The organism is Allobosea sp. GW823-FHT01F03 (genome assembly GCF_058798075.1).
This window is the reverse complement of sequence record NZ_CM179505.1, coordinates 5,041,354-5,066,814: the sequence shown is the minus strand read 5'-3', so window position 1 is coordinate 5,066,814 and position 25,461 is coordinate 5,041,354. Positions and strand designations below refer to the sequence as shown.

Below are 25,461 nucleotides of genomic sequence, written 5' to 3'. Positions count from 1 at the left end.
GGGCCGAGTCAACGCGCCCGGCAGAGAGCCTGACGGAGGAAAGATGAGTCTGGCGGGTGAGGGGGCGGTCGCGATCTGGCACGACATCGCGCCGGAGGGCAGGGCGGATTTCTACGCCTGGCACGGGCAGGAACACATGCCGGAGCGGGTCGGGATTCCCGGCTTCCTGCGCGGCCGGCGCTATGTCGCGATCGAGGCCGATCTCGAATTCTTCAACCTCTACGAGGCCCAGACCGTCGAGGTCCTGAAGGGCCAGGACTACACGGCTCGCGTCAATGCGCCCACGCCCTGGACCCTGTCGGCGGTGAAGCATTTCCGTTCGGTCGCCCGCTCGATCTGCCGTGTCGCCCACACGGCCGGGCCGGCTCAGGGCGGCCTGATCGCGACGCTGCGCTATGACGTGCCCGACGAGGCTGCCGAAAGCCACAAGGCCGCGCTGCTGCGCGGTCTCATTCCCGATCTGTTGGCCCGGCCGGGCGTCGCGGGTCTGCACCTGCTGACGGCCGATGCCCAGGCCAGCGGCGTCGCCACCGCCGAGCAGAAGGCGCGCGGCGTCGCCAATGCCGTGCCGCGCTGGGTGCTGCTGCTGGAAGGCTGGGGCGACGAGGCCGATTTCATCGCGCTGGCCAAGGCTGAGCTCGGCTCCGACCGGCTCGCGGGGCTCGGCGGCGAGGCGCCTTTCACGCTCGGCCTCTACCGCCACCAGATCACCCGTACCAAGACGCAGTGGAGTGCCGGCTGATGAGCGTGCGCTACGATCTTTCCGGCCGCTGCGCCATCGTTACCGGCGGCGCCGGTGGGCTGGGGCGAGGCATCGCCCGGGCGCTTCTCGCCGCCGGGGCGAGCGTCGAGCTCTGGGATCAGGATGCCAATGCGCTGACCGAGGCTGTCGTCGATCTCGGCCGCCGTGTGAGCCGGCGCCAGCTCGACATAAGGGTGGCCGGGGCGGTCGAGGAGGCGGCGCAAGCTGCCTTCGCCAGCCATGGCCGGATCGACATTCTCGTCAACAATGCCGGCGTGCTCGGCGAGGTGAAGCCGATCTGGGAGACGACGCCCGAGAATTTCCAGCGCGTGCTCCAGGTCAACCTGTTCGGCACCTATCTGGTGACCCGCTCGGTGGTCGGGCTGATGCGCCGCCAGGCGCCGCGCTCGCCCGATGCCGGCGGTCATCCCCTGCGCGGCCATGTCGTCAACATCGCCTCTATCCAGGGCAAGGAAGGCATGCCGATGGCCAGCGCCTATTCGGCCTCGAAGGCCGGGATGATCGCGCTGACCAAGAGCGTCGCCCGCGACACCGCGACGGACGGTATCATGGTCACGGCGGTGACGCCCTCGGCGGCCGAGACGGCGATGGCGAAGGAAATCTCCGCCGAGCGCCGGGCCGAGATCATGGCGCGCATTCCGATGGGCCGTTTCGTCGAGGTCGACGAGGTCGCCCGCATGGTGCTCTGGCTCTCCTCGGACGATTGCTCCTTCTCGACCGGCGGCATCTTCGATCTCTCGGGCGGGCGGGCGAGCTACTGAGCGCCCCGATCTGAGGCTCTCATGGCCTGGCGCATCGGCGCGGGGCCATGCGCCAGGCTGCTGCACGGCCGCGCTTTGCCGGCTACCGCAAGCCGGCGGCTTCGTGCCAGCATGCCCGGGTCCGGCCCGATCCTGCGGCCGTCAAGCCATCCAGGAACCTGCCATGCTTTCGGTTCGCGATATTGCCCGCCGCGTCGCCAATGGCGAGATTTCGGCTCAGGCTGCCCTTGCCGAGAGCGAGCGCCGTATCGAGGCGCGTGATGGCGAATTGCGCGCCTTCGCCAGCCGCCCCCAGGTCTTGGTGCCGGGCGAAGGTCCGCTCGCCGGCATCGCCTGCGGCGTCAAGGACATCATCGACACCGCCGATCTGCCGACCGGAATGGGCTCGCCGATCTATGAAGGCTGGCAGCCGCGCGCCGACGCCGCGATCGTCATGGCGCTGAAGGCGGCCGGTGCGACCGTCGCCGGCAAGACCCAGACGACCGCCTTCGCCTTTCTCGATCCCGCTCCGACCCGCAATCCGCATGACCCGACGGCGAGCCCCGGCGGCTCTTCGGCCGGCTCGGCCGCGGCGGTCGCTGCCGGGTTGATCCCCCTGGCGATCGGCACCCAGACCGGCGGCTCTGTGATCCGCCCGGCCGCTTATTGCGGTGCCGCGGCGATCAAACCCTCCTACGGCCTGCTGCCGACAGTCGGCGTGAAGCCCTATTCCTGGTCGCTCGACACACTCGGGCTGATGGCGGCCAGCGCCGACGATCTCGGCTTCGCCCTGGCGGCGCTGACCGACCGGCCGGAGCTCGACGCCGCCGAGGCTTCCTTGCAGGGCCTCCGACTCGGCCTCAACCGCCAGGAATTCGCCGAGGCGCCGGAGCCGGCCTGCGAGCAGGCCCTGCAGCGTATCGCGGCGCTGGTGCGACAGGCCGGCGCGAGCGTCGTCGATCTGGCTGCACCGGCCGCGCTCGGCGACGCCTTCCGGGCGCATGGGCCCTTGCAGGACTGGGAGGCGACCCAGGCTCTGGGCTGGGAATATGCCAATCACCGCGAGGCCTTGCCGCCCAAGCTGCGTGCCTATCTCGACGAGGCGCGCCGGACCACGCCGGCCCAGTACGACGAAGCGAGACGCGTCGCGCGGCGTGGGCGCCATCTCACCGAGGCCTGGCTCGGCGAAGTCGATGCTATGCTGACCTATGCCGCGCCGGGCGAGGCGCCGGCGACGCTGGCCTCGACCGGCGATTCCCGCTTCAACCGGCTCTGGACCCTGATGGGAACGCCATGCGTGACCGTGCCGCTGCTGCGCGGCCCGCGCGGCTTGCCGGTCTCCTTCCAGCTCATTGGTCGCTTCGGCGAGGATGCGCGGGTGATCGCCGTGGCCAAGGCACTTGAGCGGCTGATCGTGGCGTCTGCCTGACGGAAGGTTGGCGGGAAGGTCGGCCCGTTCCGTCTGGAACAATATTGCATCGCAATAATTTTGGCGAAATGGTGGTGTCGGCTGCGTTAGTAGAACTTGCGAATACTAATGCCCGCTGCGGGAATGGTCTTTATCTTGACTATATACAAAGCGAGATATTGCTTTAACGCTTGATTAAGGTCATTGCTCTCGGACGGTTCGGCTTCTCGCGCCGTTTCCGCTTGCGGCGCTCCGCGATTCTGCTAGTTTCCATGTCAGGTCAGTGACAAAGGAGGGTTCTATGAGCCTCGCGCTAAGTCTCGACCGGTTGGCCATGGGAGCGGCGTTTTTGCTCGTTCTGGCGATCGTGGTCGGAGCGTTCTGACAGAAGTCAGTCTGAAGTCTGAAGACCATTGAGACGGTTAGGAAGCGTCGCCGGAAGGATCCGGCGGCGCTTTTCCTTTTTCGGCCCGCTCGCCAGCGGGAAACGCGTGCTCAGCTCTCGGGGCAGGGATTCTCGCTCACTTCCCAGGACATCATGTTGATGACCCGGCCGCACAGGGCGAGGCGACGCCCCTTGGTGGTGCGGATGCAGGCGGTCGCGCCTTCGGCGATCTTCTTGCCGTCGCTCCAGCAGAAACAATAGGGCTCGGGCGCCTGCGCCAGCCTCGGCCGGTCGAGCGCCTCGGCGTGCTCCTGCGCCCACGCCGGCGGGGACTGGGCCTGGAGCGCCAAAAGCAGCAGCGATGTCGCGAGAGGCGCGGCGAGGCGTGACGCCGTCGCGCCGGTACGGTGCAGCCTCCGAATGATCCGGATCATGGCCTGCTCCTTTCGTTCGCTGTCGAGGCGTAACGAAGCCGAAAGCATAGCACGGCGCGCTCGCGGCCCAAACCGGTCGCGGCGCGCGGAAACTGCGCTTTCGAGCGGGGCTCTCACCTTGCGAAAGTCGTACGACCTCTCCATATTTGCGCGAAGAGGGCCAATCCGGCCCCGGGAGGGACCATGTCTTTGATTTCGCTTGCCCGGCGTGGCCGGGCCGTCGCTCTTGTAGCTGGCGCGCTGATGCTCGTTCCGGTTCTGGCCGAGGCCCGCCCCGGTGGCGGCAAAGGCTTTGGCAGCCGCGGCTCGCGCACCACGCAGCAGGTAGCGCCGACCCAGACGGCGCCGACCGGCGCTGCGCCGATGCAGCGTACCGCGACCCCTGCGCCCAGCGCTTCGGCGGCCGCCCCCGGCGCTGCCGCCGCCGCCCAGGCGGCGCGGCCGTCCTTCGCCCGCAACATGATGATGGGCATCGGCGCTGGTCTGCTCGGCGCCGGCCTGTTTGGTCTGCTTTCGGGCGCCGGCTTCGGCGGCCTTGCCGGCATGCTCGGCATGCTGTTCCAGGTGGCGCTGATCGGCGGCCTGATCTGGCTCGCGCTGCGCTTCTTCCGTCGCCGCTCGCAGCCCCAGCAGCAGTTCGCTGCGGCCGGCGCGCCGCTCGATCGCGCGCCCTATCAGCCGCAGCAGGAGCAGCCGCAGGCGGCCCAGCGCATGGGCGGCATGATGGGTGGCATGGGTGCGGCGACCGCTGCGGCCAAGCCCGTCGAGTTCGAGCTCGCGCCAGCCGACTACGGCAGCTTCGAGCGTCTGCTCAACGACGTCCAGATCGCCTATTCGAACGAGGATCTGGCCACGCTGCGCCAGCTCGCTACGCCTGAAATGGCCGGCTATTTCGCAGAGGACATCGCCGAGAACGCCAGCAAGGGCCTCGTCGACCGTGTCGCCGACGTCAAGCTGCTGCAGGGCGACCTCGCCGAGTCCTGGCGCGAGGCCGGCGTCGAATACGCCACCGTCGCCATGCGCTTCAGCTCGCTCAATGCGCTGGTCGAGCGCGAGGGGGGCCGCGTCGTCGAGGGCCACGCCACGATCCCGCGCGAGGTCACCGAGCTCTGGACCTTCCTGCGTCCGCGCGGCGGCCAGTGGCAGGTCTCGGCGATCCAGCCGGCCGAGTAAGGCCAGCTTCACCTCCAATCGGAACGGCCGGGTTCGCCCGGCCGTTTTTCGTTTCGGCCGGCGCCGAAGCGGCTTATAGGCATTCGCGTCGCCCGTTCGGGCGCTGGCTTGGCTTTTCTGGAGCGTTTCATCATGAGCGATATGCGCCTCGTCGTCGTCGGCGCCGCCGGCCGGATGGGCCGCACGCTGATCAAGGCGGTCGCGGAGACGCAGGGCTGCGTGCTAAGCGCCGCGATCGAGCGTCCGGGCTCGCCTGCGATCGGTCAGGATGCAGCGGTTCTGGCCGGGCTGCCCGCCGGTGGCGTCCTCGTCACCGATGATGCCCTGCCGGCCTTCGTCGAGGCCGAGGGCGTGCTCGATTTCACCTCGCCAGAGGCCAGCGTCGCCTTTGCCGGCCTCGCCGCCCAGGCCCGCATCACCCATGTCGTCGGCACCACCGGGCTGGAGCCCGGCCATCTCGCCCGGCTCGAGGCGGCTGCCCGGCACGCCGCGATCATCCGCTCGGGGAATATGAGCCTCGGCGTCAATCTCCTGGCGGCGCTGGTGCGCAAGGTGGCGGCGACGCTCGGCACCGACTGGGACATCGAGATCGCCGAGATGCATCACCGGATGAAGGTCGATGCGCCCTCGGGCACGGCGGTGCTGCTCGGCGAGGCGGCGGCGGAAGGCCGCGGCGTCGACCTCGCTCAGGCCCGCGTCGCCGTGCGCGACGGTCAGGTCGGGGCGCGTCCGGCCGGCGCGATCGGCTTCGCCGCCCTGCGCGGCGGCACCGTGGTCGGCGATCATAAGGTGATCTTCGCCGGCGCCGGCGAGCGCCTCGAACTCGCCCATGTCGCCGAGGATCGCAGCCTGTTCGCGCAGGGCGCGGTCAGGGCGGCGCTCTGGGGCCGCGGCCGCAAGCCCGGTCTCTATTCGATGGCCGACGTGCTCGGCCTCGACAAGTTCTGAAGGTCCGTCTTGCAAACCTCCGCAGCCCTCACCCTGAGGAGCCGCGTAAGCGGCGTCTCGAAGGATGCTTCAGGAGGTTCCGGAGACAGCTGGACCATCCTTCGAGACGCGCCTGCGGCGCTCCTCAGGATGAGGGCTGATACCCAGCTGGAACCGGCGTCACCATGACCGCGCTCGCGGTCGCCCCCGGCGTCACGCATTGGCCGGGTTATCTCGACGCAGGTGAGCAGGCGGCGCTGGTCGCCGAATTGCGCGAGGTCGCGCGGCAGGCGCCGTTCTTCACCCCGCGCATGCCAAAGACGGGCAAGCCCTTTTCGGTCAGGATGACGAATTGCGGCGTGCTCGGCTGGGTCTCGGACGAGGGCGGCTATCGCTACCAGCCCAACCATCCCGAAACCGGTTCGCCTTGGCCGGCCATGCCTTTGCGGCTGCTGCAGGCCTGGGAGGAGCTCGCGGGCTACCCGCTTCCGCCACAGGCCTGTCTGATCAATTTCTATGAGCCGACGGCGAAGATGGGCCTGCACCAGGACCGCGACGAGGAGGATTTCGCCGCTCCGGTCCTGTCCCTGTCGCTCGGCGACACCGCGGTCTTCCGAATCGGCGGCACGGTCCGCGGCGGAAAGACCGTCTCGCTGAAGCTGGCCTCGGGCGATGCGCTCGCCTTCGGCGGCGAGGCGAGGCTGGCCTATCACGGCGTCGACCGCATCCTCGCGGGCTCGTCGAGCCTTTTGCCGCAGGCTGGGCGGATCAATCTGACCCTGCGCCGGGTGACAAGGCCGCTGGTCTGATTCTCGACGGCTTGGCCAGCAGGATCGATGCCGGCGAGGGCGGCGCTGTCGCTCGCCCTCGCGCCGTCGTTCAGTTGCCGGAGGCGGGCTTGTCCCCGGCTTCCGCCGCAGGGGTCTCGTTCACGGCAGGCTTCGCGCCGCCAGCGGAGACGCCGACCAGGGCCGGACGCAGCACGCGTTCGCCGATCTTGTAGCCGGTCTGCACCACCTTCGAGACCAGGCCCTTGGCGATGCTCTCGTCAGGCGCCTCGAACATCGCCTGGTGCAGGTTCGGGTCGAATTTTTCGCCCTGCGGCTCGATGCGGCGCACGCCATGGCGCTCCAGCGTCTTGAGCAGTTCGCGCTCGGTCAGTTCGACGCCTTCGACGACGGCCTTCAAGGCGGTGTCGGCGGCGGCCTCGGCCGTCGTCGGCACGCTCTCGATGGCGCGGCGGAGGTTGTCGGCCGAGCCCAGCATGTCGCGGGCGAAGCTGGTCACGGCATAGGCCTTGGCATCGGCGATCTCGCGCTCGGTGCGACGGCGCAGATTCTCCATCTCGGCGAGCGTGCGCAGCAGCTTGTCCTTGAGGTCGTCACGCTCGGCCAAGGCGGCGGCGAGCGCGTCGGGCGCCTGGCCCTCGGTCTCGACCTGGGCTTCCGTCTCGGGCTTGGGATCGTCCATCGCAGGGTTCTGCGTCATCGCGTCATCAAACTCCGGTCATGCAGACTCTCAGGAGCGGGGTTTCACCCGCCTCTGTTCGAGGCCGATATCGGATTTCGGTCGACCGAAATCAAGTTCGGGCCATCGCTTTGCTCTTCGTGGCCTTGTCATGGTCGAAGCTGAAGACGGCGAGCAGCGCCTGGCGGATGATCAGCTGGCGCGCGGTGGTGGTGATCTTCGCGCCCGTCAGATCGGTGACGTAGAAGACGTCGACGGCCTTCTCGCCGAAGGTGGCGATATGGGCCGAGGCGATGTTGAGGTTGAGCTTCGAGATCGCGGTGGTCAGGTCGTAGAGCAGGCCCGGTCGGTCGAGGCCCGAGACTTCGATCACCGTGTGGCGGGTCGAGAGCACGTTGTCGATGACGACTTCGGGCGCGACCTGGAAGGTCTGGCCGCGCGGCGGCGGGGCGCGGCGCTGCGCCACCAGATCGGCGATCTTGATCTCGCCCTTGAGCGCGCGCTCGATCGCCGCCGCGATGCGCTCGGCCCGGCGCAATTCGTCGTCGTCGCGCTCGAAGGCGCGCGAGACGAAGATCGTGTCGAGCACGAGACCGTCGCTGGTGGTGAAGATCTGGGCGTCGACGATGTTGCCGCCCGCCGCGGCGCAGGCGCCGGTGACGATGGCGAGCAGGCGCGGATGGTCCGGCGCCAGGATGGTGAGTTCGGTGACGCCACGGAAGCGATCGGTCTCGACCCGCGTCGCCGTGGTGCGGCCGGCCGCCTCGGCTGCGTGCAGGAAGCGGGCATGCTGCTCTTGCCGGTCGAGCTCGACCTTGAGCCAATAGGCCGGGTAGTGCCGGGCGAGATAGGCCTCGCGCGCCGCCGGCTCCCAGTCGGAGAGCCTTGCGGCGAGTGCGTCCTGCTTCAGCTCGACCCTGGCCTTGCGCTCGATCGCCGAATGGCCGCCGGCGAGCACCATCTCGGTCTCGTAATAGAGCGTGCGCAGGAGCTGGCCCTTCCAGCCGTTCCAGACGCCGGGGCCGACGGCCTTGATGTCGGCGACGGTGAGCACGAGCAGCAGCTTCAGCCGCTCCAGCGATTGCACGGTCGCTGCGAAGCTCTCGATCGTCTTGGGGTCGCCGAGGTCGCGGCTCTGGGCGACGGTCGACATCACCAGATGGTTCTCGATCAGCCAGACCACGGTCTCGGTCTGCGCTTCCGTCAGGCCGAAGCGCCGGCAGAGCTTGCGGGCGATGCGTGCACCGGCGATCGAATGGTCTTCGGGCCGCCCCTTGGCGATGTCGTGCAGGAACAGCGCGACATAGAGCGCGCGCCGGTTGGCGATGCTGGGGAAGATCGCATTGGCGAGCGGATGCTCGGCCTCGAGCGCTCCGGCGTCGATCTCGGCGAGGATGCCGATCGAGCGGATCAGGTGCTCGTCGACCGTGTAGTGATGATACATGTTGAACTGCATCATCGCGACGATGCGGCCGAAATCCGGGATGAAGCGGCCGAGCAGCCCGGATTCGTTCATCCGCCGCAGCACCGCCTCGGGCGAGCGCCGCGCGGTCAGGATCTCGACGAAGATGCGGTTGGCCTCGCGGTCATGGCGCAATTGCGCCGTGACCAGCCGGAGCGACTGCGTCACCAGCCGGCTGGTCGCCGGGTGGATGGCGAGGTCGTCGCGGCTGGCGATCTCGTAGAGTCGCAGCAGGTTGACCGGGTCGCGCTTGAAGGCGTCGTCGTCGACGACGCCGAGGCGCTGGCCCTTCAGAGTGAAATCCGGGTGGCCGAGCGCGCGCACGCGCTTGCGCTTGGTCAGCGAGCCGAGCAGATGCGTCAGGCTGGCGCGCGGCTTCTGCTGGCGCGCTTCGAGCGCGGCGCAGACGATGGCGGTGAGGTCGCCGACATCCTTGGCGGTGAGGAAATAGGCTTTCATGAAGCGCTCGACCGGCGCCAGTCCGCTGCGGCCGGCATAGCCGATCGCCGCCGCTACCTGGCGCTGCAGGTCGAAGGACAGGCGCTCTTCCGCCCGGCCGGTGATGAAGTGCATCCAGCAGCGCACCCGCCAGAGGAACTCCTCGGCGCGCTGGAAGATAGCGAGCTCGCGGGCGTCGAACAGGCCGGCCTCGACGAGATCAGCCGAATTATCGACGCGATAGGCGTATTTCGCGATCCAGAACAGGGTGTTGAGATCGCGCAGCCCGCCCTTGCCGTCCTTGACGTTGGGCTCGACCAGATAGCGCGAGGCGCCGGCCCGCATCACCCGCGTCTCGCGCTCGGCGAGCTTCGCCTCGGTGAAGGCGGGAGCCGTGCCCTCGACCACTTCCGCGCCGTAGCGCCGCAGCATGTCGGCGAACAGCGTCGCATCCCCGGCCACCAGCCGCGATTCCAGCAATGCCGTGCGGATCGTCATGTCGCCGCGCGCCTCGCGGATGCAGTCCTCGACCGAGCGGACGGAATGACCGATCTTCAGCTTCAGGTCCCAGAGCGGATAGAGCACTGCCTCGACCACGCTCTCGCCCCAGGCCGTCTGCTTGTCCGGGAACAGGAAGAGCAGGTCGACATCCGAGCCCGGCGCCAGCGTGCCGCGGCCATAGCCGCCGACGGCGACGACCGCCATGCGTTCGCCCGAGGACGGGTTCTGCACCGGGTAGAAATGCCGGGTCGCCGCGGCATGCAGGCTGCAGACCACGGCATCCATGCTGGCGGAGAGCCGCTTGGCGCAAGCGAGGCCGTTGCGGGTGCGGACGAGCAGTTCCTTGGCCGAGGCGCGGCCTTCCTCGAGCGCGTCGCGCAGCGCGGGGACGAGGACGGCGCGGAGCGCCTCGGGGCCGCCACGGGTCTGCCGCGCCAGCCTGGCGACGGCCGCGGCCGGGTCCTCGATCAGCTCGGCCAGTTTCGGGGCAGGCTTGTCGTCGATGGGCGGCACGGTGGCGCTTTCGCGGCGGAGGATCAGGTGCGATCCCTAACACGTCGGCGCGCCATGGCGGAAATCGTTATTGAACGAATATTTTATGTGAATAATGGGTAAGCCGATTTTTGAAAGTGTTGTTTGACAAAAAGAACATGTGAGCCTAAAAACCGGATACGCGCCGATTTGAGCCACCAGCTTGCGGGCGCGAAACAAGTGCAGCTAAAGCGTGGGGCGCGGGAGGCCCGGCAAGGCCTCCGATCCCTTCGCAGCCATGTGACGAAAGGGAAACGCCATGATCCGGACCTTGCTTCCGAACCGCCGCGCCGTGCTTGCCGGCCTTGCCGCTGTCACCATCGCAGCCGGCGCCGCTTTGGCCCAGGCGCCGAAGGAAATCCGCGTCGACTATGCGACCTACAATCCGGTCGGCCTCGTCCTGAAGGAGCGCGGCATCCTCGAGAAGGCGCTCGAGGCCGATGGCATCAAGGTCCGCTGGGTCTTCTCGGCCGGCTCCAACAAGGCGCTCGAATTCCTCAATGCCGGCTCGCTCGATTTCGGCTCGACCGCCGGCGCCGCCGCGCTGATCGGCAAGATCAACGGCAATCCGATCAAGTCGATCTATGTCTATTCGCGGCCGGAATGGACGGCGCTGGTCACCGGCGCCAAGAGTGAGATCACCAAGGTTTCCGATCTCAAGGGCAAGCGCGTTGCCGTCACCCGCGGCACCGATCCGCACATCTTCCTCGTTCGCTCGCTCGCCGATGCCGGCCTGACCGAAAAGGACGTCAAGCTCGTCCTGCTCCAGCATGCCGATGGCCGCCTCGCGCTCGAGCGCGGCGATGTCGAGGCCTGGGCGGGGCTCGACCCGCTGATGGCGGCTGCCGAGATCGAGAGCGGCGCCAGGCTCTTCCACCGCAAGGCGGCCGACAACACCTGGGGCGTGCTCAATGTCCGCGAGGAGTTCGCCGAAAAGAACCCGGAACTCGTCCGCAAGGTGCTGAAAGCCTATGAGGAGGCGCGCGCCATTGCCCTCGCCAACCCGGCCGAGGTCAGGAAGGCGCTGGTCGAGGCGACCAAGCTCTCCGATGCGGTGATCGAGCGCCAGCTCACCCGCACCGAGCTGACCCACAGCAATATCGGGCCGGCCCAGGCCGAAACCATCCTCGCCGCCGGCCTCGCTTTGCAGCAGGCCGGGGTGCTGCCCGCGAGCACGGATGTGAAGGCGGCGGTCGACGCGCTGCTCGACCGGCGCTTCGCCGCCACCAACTGAGCGGCGTGATCCTGCGACGATGAGCGCGATCGAGATCGGAACGGCGGCAGCGGCGCCCGAGGCCGCCCCGGCGAAGCGGGCGGGCCGGGCGCAACTGCGGCTCGCCGGGCTGGTGCTGCCGGTCGTGCTCGCCGTGATCTGGGAGGCGCTGGTCAGGGCCGGCCTGGCCAATGGCCGGCTGATGCCGCCGCCGAGCGTGGTCGGTGCGACGCTCTGGGAGCTGGCCGCCAGCGGCGAGCTCGCCACCCATGCCGCCGCGACGCTCTGGCGCGTCCTCGCCGGCTTCGGCCTCGGCGCCCTCGCCGGCACGGTGCTCGGCGCGCTGACCGGGGCGCTGCCCGTAGCGCGCGGACTGCTCGATCCGACCTTGCAGGCGCTGCGCGCCATTCCCTCGATCGCCTGGGTGCCGCTCTTCATCCTCTGGTTCGGCATTTTCGAGGCCTCGAAAGTGGCGCTGATCGCGGTCGGCGTCTTCTTCCCGATCTATCTCGGCGTCGCAGCCGCGATCCTCTCGATCGACCGCAAGATCGTCGAGGTCGGTCGCGTCTTCCGCCTCGGCCGGCTCGCCATGGTCCGGCGCGTGCTGCTGCCGGCGATCCTGCCGGACTGGTTCACGGCTTTGCGCGGTGGCCTCGGCCTCGGCTTCATGTTCGTCGTCGCCGCCGAGATCATGGGCGCGAGCGAAGGCCTAGGCTATCTCCTGGTCGATGGCCAGCAACTCGGCCGGCCCGCCACCATCATCGCTGCCATCATTTCCTTCGCCGTGCTCGGCAAGCTCGCCGACGGCGTGCTCGTCGCGCTCGCACGCCCCTTCCTGCGCTGGCAGGACACGGCCCGCGACAAGCTCTGAGGCTGTGGCGATGCTGACCTTCGACAACCTCTCCAAGACCTATGCCGACGGCACCAGGGCGCTCGCAGGCATCACCGCCGAGGTGGCGGCGGGCGAGATCCTCGCCCTCGTCGGTGGCTCCGGTTGCGGCAAGACCACCTTGCTGCGCCTCGTCGCCGGGCTCGACCGGCCGAGCGAGGGCCGGATCGTGCTGGACGGCAAGGCGATCTCCGAACCGCGCGCCGATGTCGGGGTGATCTTCCAGGAGCCGCGGCTCTTCCCCTGGCTCAGCGTCGCCGACAATGTCGGCTTCGGCCTGTCGGAGCTCGCATCCGCCGAGCGCCGGCACCGCGTCGGCCATGCGCTCGAGCGCGTCGGTCTCGGCGGGTATGACAAGCGCTGGCCGCGCGAGCTCTCCGGCGGCCAGCAGCAGCGCGTCGCGATTGCACGCGCCCTGATAACCCGCCCCAAGCTCCTGCTGATGGACGAGCCCTTCTCGGCGCTCGACGCCACAACCCGTGCCAGCCTGCACGAGCATCTGCTGGCGCTCTGGCAGGAGAGCCGGCCGACCGTGGTGATGGTCACCCATGATGTCGAGGAGGCGGTGACGCTGGCCGACCGGATCATGGTGATGCAGCCGAGGCCGGGCGGCGTCTTCGACGAGCTCGAGAACCCACAGGCCCGGCCGCGTGACCACCTCTCGCCCGCCTTCGAGGCCGCCAAGCGCGAGGTGCTGCGCACGCTCGACCGTTCGCTGCGCGACGACCAGCCCCGGCAGCAGAAGACGGCGGCCAATGCCGGGCTGTGGTGGTGACGTCAGGCTTGCGTGTTTGACAAAACGGACAGTGAGGCCGTAATAAAGAATACGCGCCGATTTGAGCCTCAGCTTGCGGGCGCGAAATAAATGCCGCTAAAGCGTGGGAGACGAGATGACGGCCGTGGCCGTCGCGCGCTTTCCCTCCGCCTTGCTTGGGAAGGAAACGCGCCATGTCAGCCAAATCCAATGAGTCAAAGCTCTTCGCCGCCGGTTTCGACGCGGCTGCGCTGCGCCCGGCGCCGGGGCAGGTCGTCGCCTTGCTCGGCGGGCAGGCTGAAGGTCGTAGCGCTCTGCTGCGCGCTCTGGCCGGCCTCGATGCCGAAGCCGATCCGGTGCCGACAGCCGAACTGGGGCTGCTCGCTGCCCGGCCCGGCTTCTTTCCCTGGCTGAACCTTGCCGAGAACCTCGCATTCGGCCTCGCCGGCACGACACCCTTCGCCCGCGAGGGGCTGATCGCCAACGCTCTGGTCCGGGCCGGCCTCGGCGGGTTGGCGGATCGTCGCCCGGGCGCGCTCTCGCCGGCCGAATTGCAGGGGCTGGCGATCGCCCGGCTGTCGCTGCTGCGTCCGAAGCTGCTGCTGGTCGATGCGCCCTTCGCTGCGCTGGACGACGAGGCGCGGGAGCGCCTCGCCGAGCCTCTCGCGGACCTCTGTCGGCAGGGTCGCCCGGCGGTCGCGATCGCCACGGGCTCCGTCGAGGAGGCCGTCCGTCTCGCCGATCGGATTCTGGTCCTGCCGCAGGCGCCTGGTCCGCTCGCCTTCCGGCTCGACAATCTCCTGCCGTATCCGCGCGATCCCCGTTCTGTCGGCTTCGTCGCCCTGCGGCGCGAACTGCGCCACTCGCTCGAAAAGGAACGCGGTGCCGCGCTGCCGGAGCAGGCGGAAGCCGCCGCCTGACGCGGCAGCCAGAGACCCTGCCGAAAACCGCATCCACTTTCCTGTCCGATGCGGTAAATCCTGCCGGTATCCGTTTCGAACGAGGACAAGTCATCATGGACGTCACCGCGCTTCGCGCCCTCCAGGCCCCGCTCAAGGACAAGTATCGCGAAGCCCCCGACGCGGCCGTGATCACCCTCAAGGCCAAGGGCGAGCTCGACGACCAGCACATCGCCTGCAAGGTCGAGACCGGCCGCGCCATCGCGCTCGCCGGCCTGCACCCGGCGACTGGCGGCACAGGCGCCGAGCTCTGCTCCGGCGACATGCTGCTGGAGGCGCTGGTCGCCTGTGCCGGCGTCACGCTGAAGGCGGTCGCGACCGCGCTCGAGATCGAGCTGAAGAAGGGCATCGTCCGCGCCGAGGGCGATCTCGACTTCCGCGGCACTCTCGGCGTCGCCAGGGACGCCGCCGTGGGTTTCAAGGCGATCCGCCTGTTCTTCGACGTCGAGACCGACGCCCCGCAGGAGAAGCTCGACAGCCTGCTCAAGCTGACCGAGCGCTATTGCGTCGTCTTCCAGACGCTGAACGTCAAGCCGGAGCTGTCGGCGACATTGCAGACCGCCTGAGCCGCCGGCTCAGGCGGGCAGCGGACGCGGCGTTCCGTCCGCGTCCGTCGCTTCCGGCTCCTGCGAGATCGGCGCCGCCAGCGGGTCGATGATGGCGAAAGGCCGCTCCGCCATCTGCTCCGGCGGCGCGCGGTGCCTGATACGCAGGCCGGCGACCGCGGCGAGCGCGACCGTCGCGGCAGCCATGAAATAGAGCAGTCCGTTGATGTCGAGCTGGCCCATCACCTGGGCGCCGAGGATCGGCCCCAGTGCCGAGCCGATGCCGCTGACCAGGATCAGCCGGCCGCTCACCGCCACGACCCGGTCCTGGGGCATGCGGTCGAGCGCATGGGCGACGCTGACCGGATAGAGCGTCGACATGAAGCCGCCGAGCAGGGCCGCGACCGGCAGCACGAAGGCGAGCCTCGGCGGCACGAGCTGGATCAGGAGGGCCGCGGCCGAAAAGCCGATCGCGAGCCCGGCGAGTACGACCCGCCGGTCGCCGTGGTCCGAAACCTTGCCGACCGGGACCTGGAAGGCGAAGCCGCCGAGCACCGCGACCAGCATGAACAGCGCGATTGTCTCCTGGGGAATTTCGTTGCGTGCCATCCAGGCGGGCACCAGTGCGTAGAAGGCGCTGGTGACGATCCCCGATACGACGCAGCCGAGCACCGAGACCGGCGCCTGCCGGGTCAGCTCGCCATAGGGCAGTGAAGCCTCCGCCGGGAGCGCAGGTGCCTCCGCGCGCGTCGCGCTGACCATCATCAGCGCCAGCGCGAACAGCGCGATGATGATGAAGAACGGCGTCATAGAGGCAATCGGCAACGAGCCGATCAGCAATTGCCCGGCCGCCAGCGCCAGGAAGGTGCCGACCATGTAGATCGAGAAGATCCGGCCGCGTTGGTCCGGCGGAGCCTTGGCGTTGAGCCAGCTCTCCGTGGTGATGAACAGGCCGACGCAGCCGATGCCGATCGCCATCCGGCACAGGATCCAGCCGAGCGGCGAGACGAAGATCGCCATTCCGGCCGTGCCGACGACGACCATGCCGGCGAAGGCGGCATAGGCGCGGATATGTCCGATGCGCTGGATGATGCGGCCACTGCCGACGGCGCCGGCCGAGAAGCCGATGAAATAGGCGCTGAGCACGATGCCGGTGAGTGTCGGGCCGAAACTCTCAGTCGTCAGCCGCAGCGACAGGAAGGTGTTGAAGAAGCCATTGGCGAGTTGGACGACGCTGGTTGCGGCAATGAGGGTTCCGATCTGGACGAGCACGCCGGGCGATCTCCTGAGCAGCGGGGGCGGGCTGCGCAGGACTACGCGGGAATGTGATCTTCAGATGGCGGTGCGGGTTTATTCTGCCGCTTTGAGCCGGGTTTCCCGCACGAAGGGCAGGCTCGGCTGACTGCCAGGGCCGTCGTCGAACTCCAATGCGCCGATTTTCTCGGCCCGGCCGGTGACCTTGCCGGCCGAGGTCTTGATCAGGCCGACATCCTCCTGCGCCTGACGGAAATGCGTATCGAGCTTGTCGACCCGCTCGCCGAGGCGACGGACGTCGTCGAGCAGTTTGCCGACCTCGGACTGGATCACCTGCGCCTCTTCGCGCATGCGGGCGTCCCGGATGAGCGACTGCATCAGCTGGATCGCCAGCGCCAGTAGCGAGGGCGAGACGATCATAACCCTGGCCCGGTGCGCCTTCTGGATCAGATCGTCGAAATGCTCGTGCAGATCGGCATGGAGCGCCTCCGAGGGCACGAACAGCAGCGCCATGTCCTGCGTCTCGCCGGGCAGGAAATAGCGCTCGGCAATGTCCTTGATGTGCTGGCCGACATCGCCGCGCACCCGCGCCGCCGCGGCCTTCTTCTCCTGCTCGCCGCGCGCCGCGCGCAGTTGCGTGAAGCTCTCCAGCGGGAATTTGGCGTCGATGACGAGGCCACGCCCGTCTCCCGGCAGGGTCACCAGGCAGTCCGGCCGCCGGCCGTTGGACAGCGTCGGCTGGAACGAGAAGAACGCGGCCGGCAGCCCGTCGCGGATGATCGCTTCCATCCGGCCCTGGCCATAGGCGCCGCGCGCCTGCTTGTTCGCGAGCACCTCCTTCAGCGTCACCACCTCGCCGGTCAGCTCGGTCAGGTTCTTCTGGGCGCTGTCGATCACCGCGAGCCGCTCCTGCAGCTTGCCGAGATGCTCGGTGGTCTGGCGGACATTCTGTTCGAGCCCGCTGCCGACCTGCTGGCGCAGTCCGTCGATCCGGTCGGCGACGAGTCGGGCGAGGTCGCCCTGCCGGGTCGAGAGGATCTCGGCCATGGTCTGCATGCGCCCGGTCAATTCGGCCTGCATCCGGTTCATCTCGGCGACCTTGTCGTCCATCTCGCGGGCGCGTTCGGCGGCTGCGCCGGCCTCCGCTGCGTGCCGCCTCCCGCTGCGCCAGGACGAGAGCAGCGCCAGCGACAGGAGCAGCAGGACGAGCCCGGCGAAGCCGAAAGCGGCCTCGCCCCAGCTGACGGGGCGTTCGAGCAGGAGGAAAGCGGTCTGGTTCATGCCGGCGATCCTATATCAATTCGAACAAAAGCGGAACAGTTTGACCGCTCCCGCACAAGTGCTTATGTCGCGAGAACCTTCATTATTCCTGCTCCAGAGCGCCCCATGGCCATTCGCCCCCTCGTCATCCTGCCCGACAGCCAGCTCAGGCTGGTCTCGGCACCCGTCGCTTCGGTCACGCCCGATATCCGCAAGCTCGCCGACGACATGCTCGAGACGATGTATGACGCGCCCGGCATCGGCCTTGCCGCCATCCAGATCGGCGAGCCGGTCCGCCTCGTCACCATCGATGTCTCGAAGAAGAGCGAGGAGGACGAGGAGACGCCGAAGGCGCCGATGGTCTTCATCAATCCCGAGGTCATCTGGAACTCGGAAGAGATGAACGTCTACGAGGAGGGTTGCCTGTCGATCCCCGAATATTACGAGGAGGTCGAGCGGCCGGCCCGCGTCAAGGTGCGCTACATGAATCTCGACGGCGCGACGCAGGAGATCGAGGCCGACGGCATCCTCGCCACCTGTCTCCAGCATGAGATCGACCACCTCAACGGCATTCTCTTCATCGACCATCTGTCGCGCCTGAAGCGCGAGCGCGTCACCAAGCGCTTCGCCAAGGCCGCCCGTCGCGAGAGCGCGGCCTAGGCCAGGGCGACGAAACACACCGTCATTCCGGACGAGCCGCGTGAGCGGCCCCGCTCCGGAATCCATCGTAGAATGCCGGAGACCTTCGATGGCTTCCGGGTCTTCGCTTCGCTACGCCCGGAATGCCGGGCGCGTTTGGGGTAAATTCCGCGTATGAGCTTGCGCGTCATCTTCATGGGCACGCCGGACTTCGCCGTGCCCACCCTGACCGAGATCATCGGCCAGGGCCATGAGGTCGTTTCCGTCTATACGCGCGCGCCGGCCCCGGCCGGGCGCGGCATGGAATTGAAGCCGTCGCCGGTGCAGCGCACCGCCGAGCGCTTCGGCATCCCGGTCTTCACGCCGAAGACGCTGAGGAGCGCCGAGGCGGCCGAGATCATGGCCTCGCACCAGGCCGATGTCGCGGTCGTCGTCGCCTATGGCCTGATCCTGCCCAAGGCCATCCTCGAGGTTCCCGAGCTTGGCTGCCTCAACCTGCACGCCTCGCTGCTGCCGCGCTGGCGCGGCGCCGCCCCGATCCAGCGCGCGATCATGGCCGGCGACGCCGAGACCGGCGTCTGCGTGATGAAGATGGAGGAGGGGCTCGATACCGGCCCGGTCGGCATGGTCGAGCGCCTGGCCATCGACAGCGACGCCACCGCCGGCGACATGCATGACCGGCTTTCCGTGCTCGGCGCCGACCTGATGGTCAGGGCCCTGGCGGCGCTCGGCCGTGGGGGCTTGCGCTTCACGTCGCAGGCGCAGGAAGGCGTCACCTATGCCAGCAAGATCGGCAATGAGGAGGCGCGGCTGAGCTGGACCAGGCCGGCGCAGCAGGTGCACGATCTCGTGCGCGGTCTCTCGCCCTTTCCCGGCGCCTTCGTCGAGGTCGATCTCGGCAAGGGCCCGGAGCGGCTCAAGCTGCTGCGCACGGCACGCGCCGGCGGCGCCGCCGAGCCGGGCACCCTGCTCGATGACGAGGGCACTGTCGCTTGCAAGGTCGGGGCGGTGAAGCTGCTCCAGGTCCAGCGCGCCGGGCGTGCGCCGATGAGCGGCGGCGAGTTCCTGCGCGGCGCCCGGCTCAGCGCCGGTGCGAAGCTCTAGCGCGATGCCGCGTTACAAGCTCGTCATCGAATATGATGGCGGTCCGTTCTCGGGCTGGCAGCGCCAGCTCAACGGCCCCTCCGTGCAGCAGAGCGTCGAGGAGGCCGTCGAGGCCTTTTGCGGCCACCCCGTGCGGCTGCATTGTGCCGGGCGCACCGATGCCGGCGTCCATGCCACCCATCAGGTCGCCCATGTCGAACTCGAGCGCGAATGGCGCACCGATGTCGTGCGCGACGCCAGCAATGCCAGGCTGAAGCGCCTGCCGGTGGCGGTGCTGAGCGCCGAGGCGGTGCCGGACAGCTTCGACGCCCGTATCTCGGCGAAGCGCCGCTATTACATCTATCGTATCCTCGACCGCCGGGCGCAGCCCGCGCTCGATGCCGGCCGCGTCTGGCATGTTCCGGTCCGGCTCGATCACGAGGCGATGGACCGCGCCGCCAAGGCCCTGCTCGGCCATCACGACTTCACCACCTTCCGCGCCGCCGAATGCCAGGCCAACAGCCCGCTGCGCACGCTCGACCGGCTCGATTGCCGGCGCGAGGGCGCCGAGATCGTGGTCTACGCCCATGCCCGCTCCTTCCTGCACCATCAGGTCCGCTCCATGGTCGGTTGCCTGAAGATGGTCGGCATGGGGCGCTGGCCCGAGAACAAGGTCGGCAAGGTGCTGGCGGCGCGCGACCGTTCGCAATGCGCGGCGCTCGCCCCGCCCTGCGGGCTTTATCTCGACGGTGTCGACTACTGATCCGCGCTTCCGCGGCCCGAGGCTTGAGGTTCAGAACCCGGCGAGTCCGAAAGTCCTGATGATCGCGTAATCGGCGAGCAGGCTCGCGCAGGCGATCGCCCCGGCAATACGGGCTTCGGCACCGAACGTGGCGCGCGCCACGCAATAGCGCAGCCGCAGGATGATCGTGCCGAAGGCGAGGGCCTGGATCACCGCGATGCCGCCATGCGACCAGCCGAGCGCGAAGACCGCTGCCGGTACCGCGATCAGCCCGGCTGACAGAATGCTCGCCCAGTTCCAGGCGATGATGAAGCCGGTGAAGCGCGGGGATTGCCGCAGCCCCGGCACGAGCAGCACGAGAAGAGCCGGCACGGTGATGACGGCCAGAAGCTGGGCTGCGATCACCGAGGCGAGCAGGAGAGGGGCGTCGAAGAGGCGGCCGGTGTTCGGCAGGCCGGCCAGCACCCGCTCGGCCGCCAGCACCGGGATGATCGCCGGAACCGTCAGGACCAGCGCCAGATAGGAGCGCCAGAATCCGTCGCGGGAAAGGTCGAGATCGGGCAGGGCCTTGGCGTCGGCCGAGAGCAGGCGCCATGAGGCCCGCAGCGAGCGCGTCACATCGTCGGCAGCAAGCCTCATGGCCAGACCCTCCGGGTTCGACGGCATTAGACTTTCGTCTAAAGCATGTCGAGCCGGGAAGGTTCCGTCAAGCCGTGGGTGCTGCGGCGAAATAGGCGCTCAGCAGGCGATGGGTGATCCGCTCCAGGGCCGCGAGATCGGCGAGGGCGACGCGTTCGTCGATCTGGTGCATGGTCTGCCCGACGACGCCGTATTCGACGACCGGGCAGTAATTCTTGATGAAGCGCGCATCCGAGGTGCCGCCCGTCGTCGAGAGCGCCGGGCGCTTGCCGGTCTCGGCCTCGACCGCGTCGGCGACCATGGCGACGAAGGGGCCGGGCTTGGTCAGGAAGGCGACCGCGTTGGTCGGCTCGAAGGTGATCTCGTAGCGCGCGGTGTTGCCGGCTGCCTCGCGCAGCCGGCGCTCGATCTCGGCGGCGAGCGTCTCGGGCGTCCAGAGATCGTTGAAGCGGATGTTGAACACCGCCTTGGCTTGCGCCGGGATTACGTTCGATGCGGGGTTGCCGACATCGAGCGTCGTCACCTCGAGATTGCTCGGGTCGAAATGCTCCGTGCCGGCGTCGAGCGGGCTCGCATCGAGCCCGGCGAGCAGGCGGACCATGCCGCGGATCGGGTTCTGCGCCAGATGCGGATAGCCGACATGGCCCTGCACGCCGGCGACAGTCAGCTTCCCGGTCAGCGAGCCGCGCCGGCCGATCTTGATCATGTCGCTCATGTTCGCCGGATTGGTCGGCTCGCCGAGCAGGCAATGGTCGAAGCGCTCGCCGCGCGCCTTCGCCCATTCCAGCAGCTTGACCGTGCCGTTGACGGCCGGGCCTTCCTCGTCGCCGGTGATGAGGAAGGCGACCGATCCGTGCGACTGCGGATTCTCGCGGCGATAGCGGATCGCCGCCGCCACCATCGCAGCGAGGCCACCCTTCATGTCGCAGGCGCCGCGGCCATAGAGGACGCCGTCGACGATCGTTGCCGCGAAAGGATCACGCGTCCAGGCGGCGAGGTCCCCGGGCGGCACGACGTCGGTATGTCCGGCGATGACGAGGACCGGTCCGTCAGCACCGATCCGGGCATAGAGATTCTCGACATCCGGCATGCCGGGCGCCGAGAACACCGGCCGGTCGACCGTGAAACCCTCGGCCGTCAGCACGGCGTCGAGCAAGGCGAGCGCGCCGCCTTCGGCAGGCGTCACCGAGGGGCAGCGTATCAGCGCCTGGGTCAGGGCTACGGGATCGGCGGCGTCGAAGGCGGGGGCGGTGCTGTTCTGGCTCATGACGCCGGTTTAGCAGCAGCCCTCTGTGCTGCAAGCTGCCGATCGGGCCTGGCGCCCGGCAGAAGGCCGAGATCGACCAGCGCGATCAGCCAGGCGATGGTCGAGATCGCATCGAGCGAGGGACGCCAAGCATAGCCGAGATGCGGCTGCAATTCGGCCGGCAGCACGATGGCGCAGACGAGAAAGATGCCGAATTGCGCCGAGCCGCCGCGGTCGGTGGCGCGCTTGGCGGCCAGGGCCGCCCAGGGGAACAGCGCGAAAGCCTTGGTGAAGGCGATGATGCTCATCGCCATCGGCATCTCGACCAGGCGCGGCGCCGCCCATTGCACCAAGAGCAGGCAGAGCGCCAGCGCGATGCTGCCGAGCCAGAACTGGCGCAGGCCGATGCGGCCATCGAGATCGGTGAACAGGCGGATGACGGACATGAGTTGGGCTCCGATCACCAACCTTGGCACGTCTTGGCCGCGAAATGAAAGATATGGTGAATGAAGGGTTAATTTTCTCCGGACAGTTGCAGCGAGAAAAGGCTTGTCTGGCGCCGGTCGGCTCGCTAGCTGGCAAGGGCCGCCCGCCTGGACGGTGAGCGGCCAGTATTCGCAAGGGTTGATTCCACACCATGACCATTCGTCTGCATCGCGGCGATCTGCCGGCCGATTTCCAGCCTGGGCCGATCCTGGCGATCGACACCGAGACGCTCGGTCTCAACCCGCAGCGCGACCGGCTCTGCGTGGTGCAGCTCTCGCGCGGCGATGGTTCGGCGGATGTCGTGCAGATCCCGAAGGATGCACCGCCGCCGGCCAATCTCTGCCGCATCCTCGCCGATCCCGGCGTGCTGAAGCTCTTCCACTTCGCCCGCTTCGACATCGCCGCGCTGCAGAAGGCCTTCGGCGTCGTCACCGCGCCGGTCTACTGTACCAAGATCGCCTCGAAGCTGGTCCGCACCTATACCGACCGGCACGGGCTCAAGGATCTGGTCAGGGAGCTGCTCGGCATCGATCTGTCGAAGCAGCAGCAGTCATCCGACTGGGGTGCCGAGACACTCTCCGAATCGCAGCTGAGCTATGCAGCGGCCGACGTGCTGCATCTGCATGCATTGAAGGCCAGGCTGGATGTGATGCTCGAGCGAGAGCAGCGGGCTCATCTGGCCAGTGCCTGCTTCGACTTCCTGCCGGTCCGGGCGGAACTCGATCTCGCCGGCTGGCCTGAAACCGACATCTTCGCACATACGTAAAGTTGATGTATTCCAGCTAGGTCAATCGTCGACCGGTCGGTCCGGTGGCCCGCGGCCTTGCAGCCGGACGGGTGGGTGCCGACATGAAAAAGCCGCCGGCGGCTGGCAATGGGCGGGGCATGACCTTGGCAATGACATCGCCTGACATGGCGGCAACACTGGCAAAGCAGGCACGGGCGCGGCAGGCGGCGTTCAAGGCGGCGCGCCGCCATTCCGGCCTGGTGCGGCTGCTGCGGCGCGCCATCCCCGTCGGTGCGGTCGTGGCCGTGCTCGGCCTGATCGTCGCTCCCTTCCTCAGCCCGCTGCGCGAGGTCGGCAATCTCTCGCTCGGCTCGATCGGGCTGTCCGGCGGCAAGGTCGTGATGGAGGCCCCCAAGCTTGCCGGCTATCGCAAGGACAACAGCCCCTACGTGGTCACGGCCGAGTCCGCCCTTCAGGACATCCGCAACCCCACCCAGATCGAGCTGGTGAAGATGACGGCGCGGGTCCAGATGAAATCCGAGGATGGCTGGGTCACGGTCAATGCGCGCAGCGGCCATTTCGACCAGCAGAAGGAGAAGCTGAAGCTGGTCGACGACGTCAAGATCCGGACGGAATCGGGCTATGACGTGCAGATGCGGACAGCGGATGTCGACTTCAAGGCCGGCACCGTGTTGTCGCGCGAGCCGGTCACGGTCAATCTCGGCACCACCACGGTCAATGCCGATACACTCGATGTTAAGGATAACGGGGGCCTGATCGTGTTCGAGGGGCGGGTGCGTGTCGTGATCGAGAACGCGCCGGCCAACAGCCTGGCCGGTCCGGAGCGCCAGGGCAGCACGCCCAATCCCGATCTGCTGCGGCCCGCCGCGGAGGCGGGGGCTGCGACCGCACCGGCGCCGCAGCGCTGAGAGGCGGGCCGAAAGTGAAGCTCAAGCGAATGACAGGTCGGCGATGAAACCTACAACCCTCCTCTTCGCAGCGATGTCCGCACTCTTCTGGCTGCCTTCGGCGGCGCAGGCTCAGCAGCAGGCCCCAGCCAGGTCCGGCGCGGCGCCGGCGCAGCCGGCCGCCAAGCCTGCGGCCGCCCCGGCCAAGGCGCGTGGCGGCGCTCCGGGTTCGCCCTTCGGCGGCATGGGCGGCGACAGCAAGGAGCCGATCAAGATCGACGCCGACAAGCTCGACGTGTTGGACAAGGACAACAAGGCGATCTTCTCCGGCAATGTCGTCGCCGTCCAGGGCGAGACCACGGTTCGCTGCTCGACCATGACGGTGTTCTATGAGGGGCGTGGCCAGAACGGTGCCGGCAAGCGCACCACGCCTGCGCCGGCCCCGGCGGCGGGCGCCGCGCCTTCCTCGAACGATGGCGCGATCAAGCGCATCGAATGCGCGGGGCCCGTGACCGTCGTCTCGAAGACCCAGGCCGCGACCTCGGACAACGCCGTCTTCGACCGTGCCAACAACAAGGTGATCATGACCGGCAATGTCGCGCTGAACGACGGCCCGAACATCACCCGCGGCGAGCGCCTCGTCTATGACACGCAGACCGGCATCGCCAATGTCGACACGAAGCCGGGCGGCCGCGTGCAGGGCTTCTTCGTGCCCAATTCGGCCGAGGCCGGCAAGGAGAAGCCGGGTGCGGCGGCCAAGCCCGCCACCCCGACGAACTGATCCCGCCGCACGGCATTTCGTGATGACGAGGGCGTTGCCAGTTTGGAACGCCTCGAATACCAGAGCACACGCCGTGCCGAAAACCAGCAGGTTACGCCCGTTCCCGTGACGATCTCCCCGCCATCGCCCGCCGAAACCGTCGCAAGCCCGCAGCGTTCGCAAGCTTCGGCCGCAGCCGTGGCGTCGCCCGGCGGTGGTGGTGTGTTCTCGCGCCTCGGTCGGCTCTTCGGCAGGAAGGGCGATGCCCGGGCGAGCGAGCCGTTCGCGGGGGCGGAGCCGGTCGCCTCCTCGATCGGCGGGCCTGGCATCCTCGCCGTCAGCGGGCTGCGCAAGAGCTATGGCGCCCGCAATGTCGTGAGCGAGGCGTCGCTCTATGTCCGCAATGGCGAGGCGGTCGGCCTGCTCGGGCCGAACGGTGCCGGCAAGACCACGATCTTCTACATGATCACCGGCCTGGTCGGGGCCGATATGGGCGTGATCTCGCTCGAAGGGAACGACATCACCAATCTGCCGATGTACCAGCGCGCCCGGCTCGGCATCGGCTATCTCCCGCAGGAAGCTTCGATCTTTCGCGGTCTCTCGGTCGAGGACAATATCCGGGCGGTGCTCGAGGTGGTCGAGCCCAACCGCAAGAAGCGTGAGCGCGAGCTCGACAAGCTGCTCGACGAATTCAACATCACCCGCCTGCGCAAGGCGCCTTCGATCGCACTCTCCGGCGGCGAGCGCCGCCGTTGCGAGATCGCCCGCGCGCTGGCCGGCCGGCCCTCCTTCATCCTGCTCGACGAGCCATTCGCCGGCATCGACCCGATCGCCGTCGGTGACATCCAGGAACTGGTCCGGCAACTGACCGATCGCGGCATCGGCGTGCTGATCACCGATCACAATGTCCGCGAGACGCTGGGTCTGGTCGATCGCGCCTATATCATCCATTCCGGCCGCGTGCTGACCGAGGGCTCGCCGGCCGAGATCATCGCCAATGCGGACGTCCGCCGCGTCTATCTCGGCGAGGATTTCCGGCTCTGAAAGCCGTTTCCGGTCCGGATCGCCGGGCGTCCTGCCGGATGCGGATTGGCGATCTGTCTCATTGTGAAGGCATCGGATGCGCCC

Annotated in this window: 26 protein-coding genes; 18 read left to right on the top strand and 8 right to left on the bottom strand. The window is 68.3% G+C overall.

Going from position 1 to position 25,461, the window contains the following annotated elements:
- Window positions 1-43: 43 nt before the first annotated feature.
- The 3 genes from AC3RCC_RS24220 (at window position 44) to AC3RCC_RS24210 (ending at window position 2,932) form a co-directional block, all read left to right on the top strand.
- The gene (locus AC3RCC_RS24220) at window positions 44-742 is read left to right on the top strand and encodes a hypothetical protein (RefSeq protein ID WP_492256859.1); all 699 of its coding nucleotides are present in this window, start codon (window positions 44-46) and stop codon (window positions 740-742) included.
- Window positions 742-1,524: an SDR family NAD(P)-dependent oxidoreductase gene (locus AC3RCC_RS24215; protein ID WP_291641289.1), complete on the top strand. Its 783-nt coding sequence runs from the start codon at window positions 742-744 to the stop codon at window positions 1,522-1,524. The genes AC3RCC_RS24220 and AC3RCC_RS24215 overlap by 1 nt, the downstream gene beginning before the upstream one ends.
- A 163-nt stretch (window positions 1,525-1,687) precedes the next feature.
- Window positions 1,688-2,932 (top strand): amidase, encoded by a 1,245-nt coding sequence (locus AC3RCC_RS24210; protein ID WP_492256858.1) that lies wholly within the window; start codon window positions 1,688-1,690, stop codon window positions 2,930-2,932.
- Window positions 2,933-3,406: 474 nt separating this feature from the next.
- Here AC3RCC_RS24210 and AC3RCC_RS24205 read toward each other — a convergent pair whose 3' ends face one another.
- Window positions 3,407-3,730 carry a hypothetical protein gene (locus AC3RCC_RS24205; protein WP_492256857.1) on the bottom strand — a complete coding sequence of 108 codons (324 nt, stop codon included), beginning with the start codon at window positions 3,728-3,730 and terminating at the stop codon, window positions 3,407-3,409.
- Between the two features lie 183 nt (window positions 3,731-3,913).
- Between AC3RCC_RS24205 and AC3RCC_RS24200 the strand changes: the two genes are divergently transcribed.
- The 3 genes from AC3RCC_RS24200 to AC3RCC_RS24190 all read left to right on the top strand — a co-directional run bounded on the left by AC3RCC_RS24200 (window position 3,914) and on the right by AC3RCC_RS24190 (window position 6,639).
- Window positions 3,914-4,903: a TIM44-like domain-containing protein gene (locus AC3RCC_RS24200; protein ID WP_492256856.1), complete on the top strand. Its 990-nt coding sequence runs from the start codon at window positions 3,914-3,916 to the stop codon at window positions 4,901-4,903.
- A 141-nt stretch (window positions 4,904-5,044) separates the two neighbouring features.
- On the top strand, window positions 5,045-5,851 hold the full coding sequence (gene dapB, locus AC3RCC_RS24195) for a 4-hydroxy-tetrahydrodipicolinate reductase (protein ID WP_452116963.1): 807 nt from the start codon (window positions 5,045-5,047) through the stop codon (window positions 5,849-5,851).
- A gap of 164 nt (window positions 5,852-6,015) precedes the next feature.
- Window positions 6,016-6,639: an alpha-ketoglutarate-dependent dioxygenase AlkB family protein gene (locus tag AC3RCC_RS24190; protein WP_492256855.1), complete on the top strand. Its 624-nt coding sequence runs from the start codon at window positions 6,016-6,018 to the stop codon at window positions 6,637-6,639.
- Between the two features lie 70 nt (window positions 6,640-6,709).
- Here AC3RCC_RS24190 and grpE read toward each other — a convergent pair whose 3' ends face one another.
- Together grpE and AC3RCC_RS24180 are read right to left on the bottom strand one after the other, a co-directional pair.
- Window positions 6,710-7,318 (bottom strand): nucleotide exchange factor GrpE, encoded by a 609-nt coding sequence (gene grpE / locus AC3RCC_RS24185; protein ID WP_452116901.1) that lies wholly within the window; start codon window positions 7,316-7,318, stop codon window positions 6,710-6,712.
- Window positions 7,319-7,409: 91 nt separating this feature from the next.
- Window positions 7,410-10,166 carry a [protein-PII] uridylyltransferase gene (locus tag AC3RCC_RS24180; protein ID WP_465247195.1) on the bottom strand — a complete coding sequence of 919 codons (2,757 nt, stop codon included), beginning with the start codon at window positions 10,164-10,166 and terminating at the stop codon, window positions 7,410-7,412.
- A 322-nt stretch (window positions 10,167-10,488) separates the two neighbouring features.
- Here AC3RCC_RS24180 and AC3RCC_RS24175 point away from each other — a divergent pair, with 322 nt between their 5' ends.
- The 5 genes from AC3RCC_RS24175 to AC3RCC_RS24155 all read left to right on the top strand — a co-directional run bounded on the left by AC3RCC_RS24175 (window position 10,489) and on the right by AC3RCC_RS24155 (window position 14,610).
- Window positions 10,489-11,463, top strand: a complete 975-nt coding sequence (locus tag AC3RCC_RS24175; RefSeq protein WP_492256854.1) for an aliphatic sulfonate ABC transporter substrate-binding protein — start codon at window positions 10,489-10,491, stop codon at window positions 11,461-11,463.
- Window positions 11,464-11,482: 19 nt separating this feature from the next.
- Entirely contained in the window at window positions 11,483-12,313 is an 831-nt protein-coding gene (locus tag AC3RCC_RS24170) for an ABC transporter permease (RefSeq protein ID WP_492256853.1), read from the top strand.
- A 10-nt stretch (window positions 12,314-12,323) separates the two neighbouring features.
- Complete coding sequence (locus tag AC3RCC_RS24165) at window positions 12,324-13,106, top strand: ABC transporter ATP-binding protein (protein WP_492256852.1); 783 nt, start codon at window positions 12,324-12,326, stop codon at window positions 13,104-13,106.
- 173 nt (window positions 13,107-13,279) lie between these two features.
- Window positions 13,280-14,005 carry an ATP-binding cassette domain-containing protein gene (locus AC3RCC_RS24160; RefSeq protein WP_492256851.1) on the top strand — a complete coding sequence of 242 codons (726 nt, stop codon included), beginning with the start codon at window positions 13,280-13,282 and terminating at the stop codon, window positions 14,003-14,005.
- A gap of 95 nt (window positions 14,006-14,100) precedes the next feature.
- Complete coding sequence (locus tag AC3RCC_RS24155) at window positions 14,101-14,610, top strand: OsmC family protein (RefSeq protein WP_492256850.1); 510 nt, start codon at window positions 14,101-14,103, stop codon at window positions 14,608-14,610.
- Window positions 14,611-14,619: 9 nt separating this feature from the next.
- Here AC3RCC_RS24155 and AC3RCC_RS24150 read toward each other — a convergent pair whose 3' ends face one another.
- Complete coding sequence (locus AC3RCC_RS24150) at window positions 14,620-15,861, bottom strand: MFS transporter (RefSeq protein WP_492256849.1); 1,242 nt, start codon at window positions 15,859-15,861, stop codon at window positions 14,620-14,622.
- A gap of 78 nt (window positions 15,862-15,939) precedes the next feature.
- Window positions 15,940-17,124 (bottom strand): DNA recombination protein RmuC, encoded by a 1,185-nt coding sequence (locus AC3RCC_RS24145; RefSeq protein WP_492256848.1) that lies wholly within the window; start codon window positions 17,122-17,124, stop codon window positions 15,940-15,942.
- 105 nt (window positions 17,125-17,229) lie between these two features.
- Between AC3RCC_RS24145 and def the strand changes: the two genes are divergently transcribed.
- The 3 genes from def (at window position 17,230) to truA (ending at window position 19,588) form a co-directional block, all read left to right on the top strand.
- Complete coding sequence (def, locus tag AC3RCC_RS24140; protein ID WP_291641263.1) at window positions 17,230-17,763, top strand: peptide deformylase; 534 nt, start codon at window positions 17,230-17,232, stop codon at window positions 17,761-17,763.
- Between the two features lie 153 nt (window positions 17,764-17,916).
- A complete protein-coding gene (fmt, locus tag AC3RCC_RS24135; RefSeq protein WP_492256847.1) occupies window positions 17,917-18,846 on the top strand; it encodes a methionyl-tRNA formyltransferase in 930 nt (309 codons plus the stop codon).
- 4 nt (window positions 18,847-18,850) lie between these two features.
- A complete protein-coding gene (truA, locus tag AC3RCC_RS24130; RefSeq protein ID WP_291641259.1) occupies window positions 18,851-19,588 on the top strand; it encodes a tRNA pseudouridine(38-40) synthase TruA in 738 nt (245 codons plus the stop codon).
- A gap of 30 nt (window positions 19,589-19,618) precedes the next feature.
- Here the strand turns inward: truA and AC3RCC_RS24125 are convergent, their stop codons facing one another.
- From AC3RCC_RS24125 to AC3RCC_RS24115, 3 genes are all read right to left on the bottom strand, one after another.
- Window positions 19,619-20,206, bottom strand: coding sequence for a hypothetical protein (locus AC3RCC_RS24125; RefSeq protein ID WP_291641257.1), 588 nt, complete (start codon window positions 20,204-20,206; stop codon window positions 19,619-19,621).
- A gap of 67 nt (window positions 20,207-20,273) precedes the next feature.
- The gene (gene dapE / locus AC3RCC_RS24120) at window positions 20,274-21,473 is read right to left on the bottom strand and encodes a succinyl-diaminopimelate desuccinylase (protein ID WP_492256846.1); all 1,200 of its coding nucleotides are present in this window, start codon (window positions 21,471-21,473) and stop codon (window positions 20,274-20,276) included.
- The gene (locus AC3RCC_RS24115; protein WP_291639797.1) at window positions 21,470-21,898 is read right to left on the bottom strand and encodes a DUF805 domain-containing protein; all 429 of its coding nucleotides are present in this window, start codon (window positions 21,896-21,898) and stop codon (window positions 21,470-21,472) included. The genes dapE and AC3RCC_RS24115 overlap by 4 nt, the downstream gene beginning before the upstream one ends.
- A 191-nt stretch (window positions 21,899-22,089) precedes the next feature.
- On the opposite strand from AC3RCC_RS24115, the gene AC3RCC_RS24110 reads away from it, so the two are divergent.
- From AC3RCC_RS24110 to lptB, 4 genes are all read left to right on the top strand, one after another.
- The gene (locus AC3RCC_RS24110) at window positions 22,090-22,704 is read left to right on the top strand and encodes a ribonuclease D (protein WP_291639799.1); all 615 of its coding nucleotides are present in this window, start codon (window positions 22,090-22,092) and stop codon (window positions 22,702-22,704) included.
- A 131-nt stretch (window positions 22,705-22,835) separates the two neighbouring features.
- Entirely contained in the window at window positions 22,836-23,594 is a 759-nt protein-coding gene (lptC, locus tag AC3RCC_RS24105) for an LPS export ABC transporter periplasmic protein LptC (RefSeq protein WP_291639801.1), read from the top strand.
- A gap of 43 nt (window positions 23,595-23,637) precedes the next feature.
- The gene (locus AC3RCC_RS24100; RefSeq protein ID WP_452116891.1) at window positions 23,638-24,354 is read left to right on the top strand and encodes an LptA/OstA family protein; all 717 of its coding nucleotides are present in this window, start codon (window positions 23,638-23,640) and stop codon (window positions 24,352-24,354) included.
- Window positions 24,355-24,531: 177 nt separating this feature from the next.
- Complete coding sequence (gene lptB / locus AC3RCC_RS24095; protein ID WP_452116890.1) at window positions 24,532-25,377, top strand: LPS export ABC transporter ATP-binding protein; 846 nt, start codon at window positions 24,532-24,534, stop codon at window positions 25,375-25,377.
- Window positions 25,378-25,461: the final 84 nt, after the last annotated feature.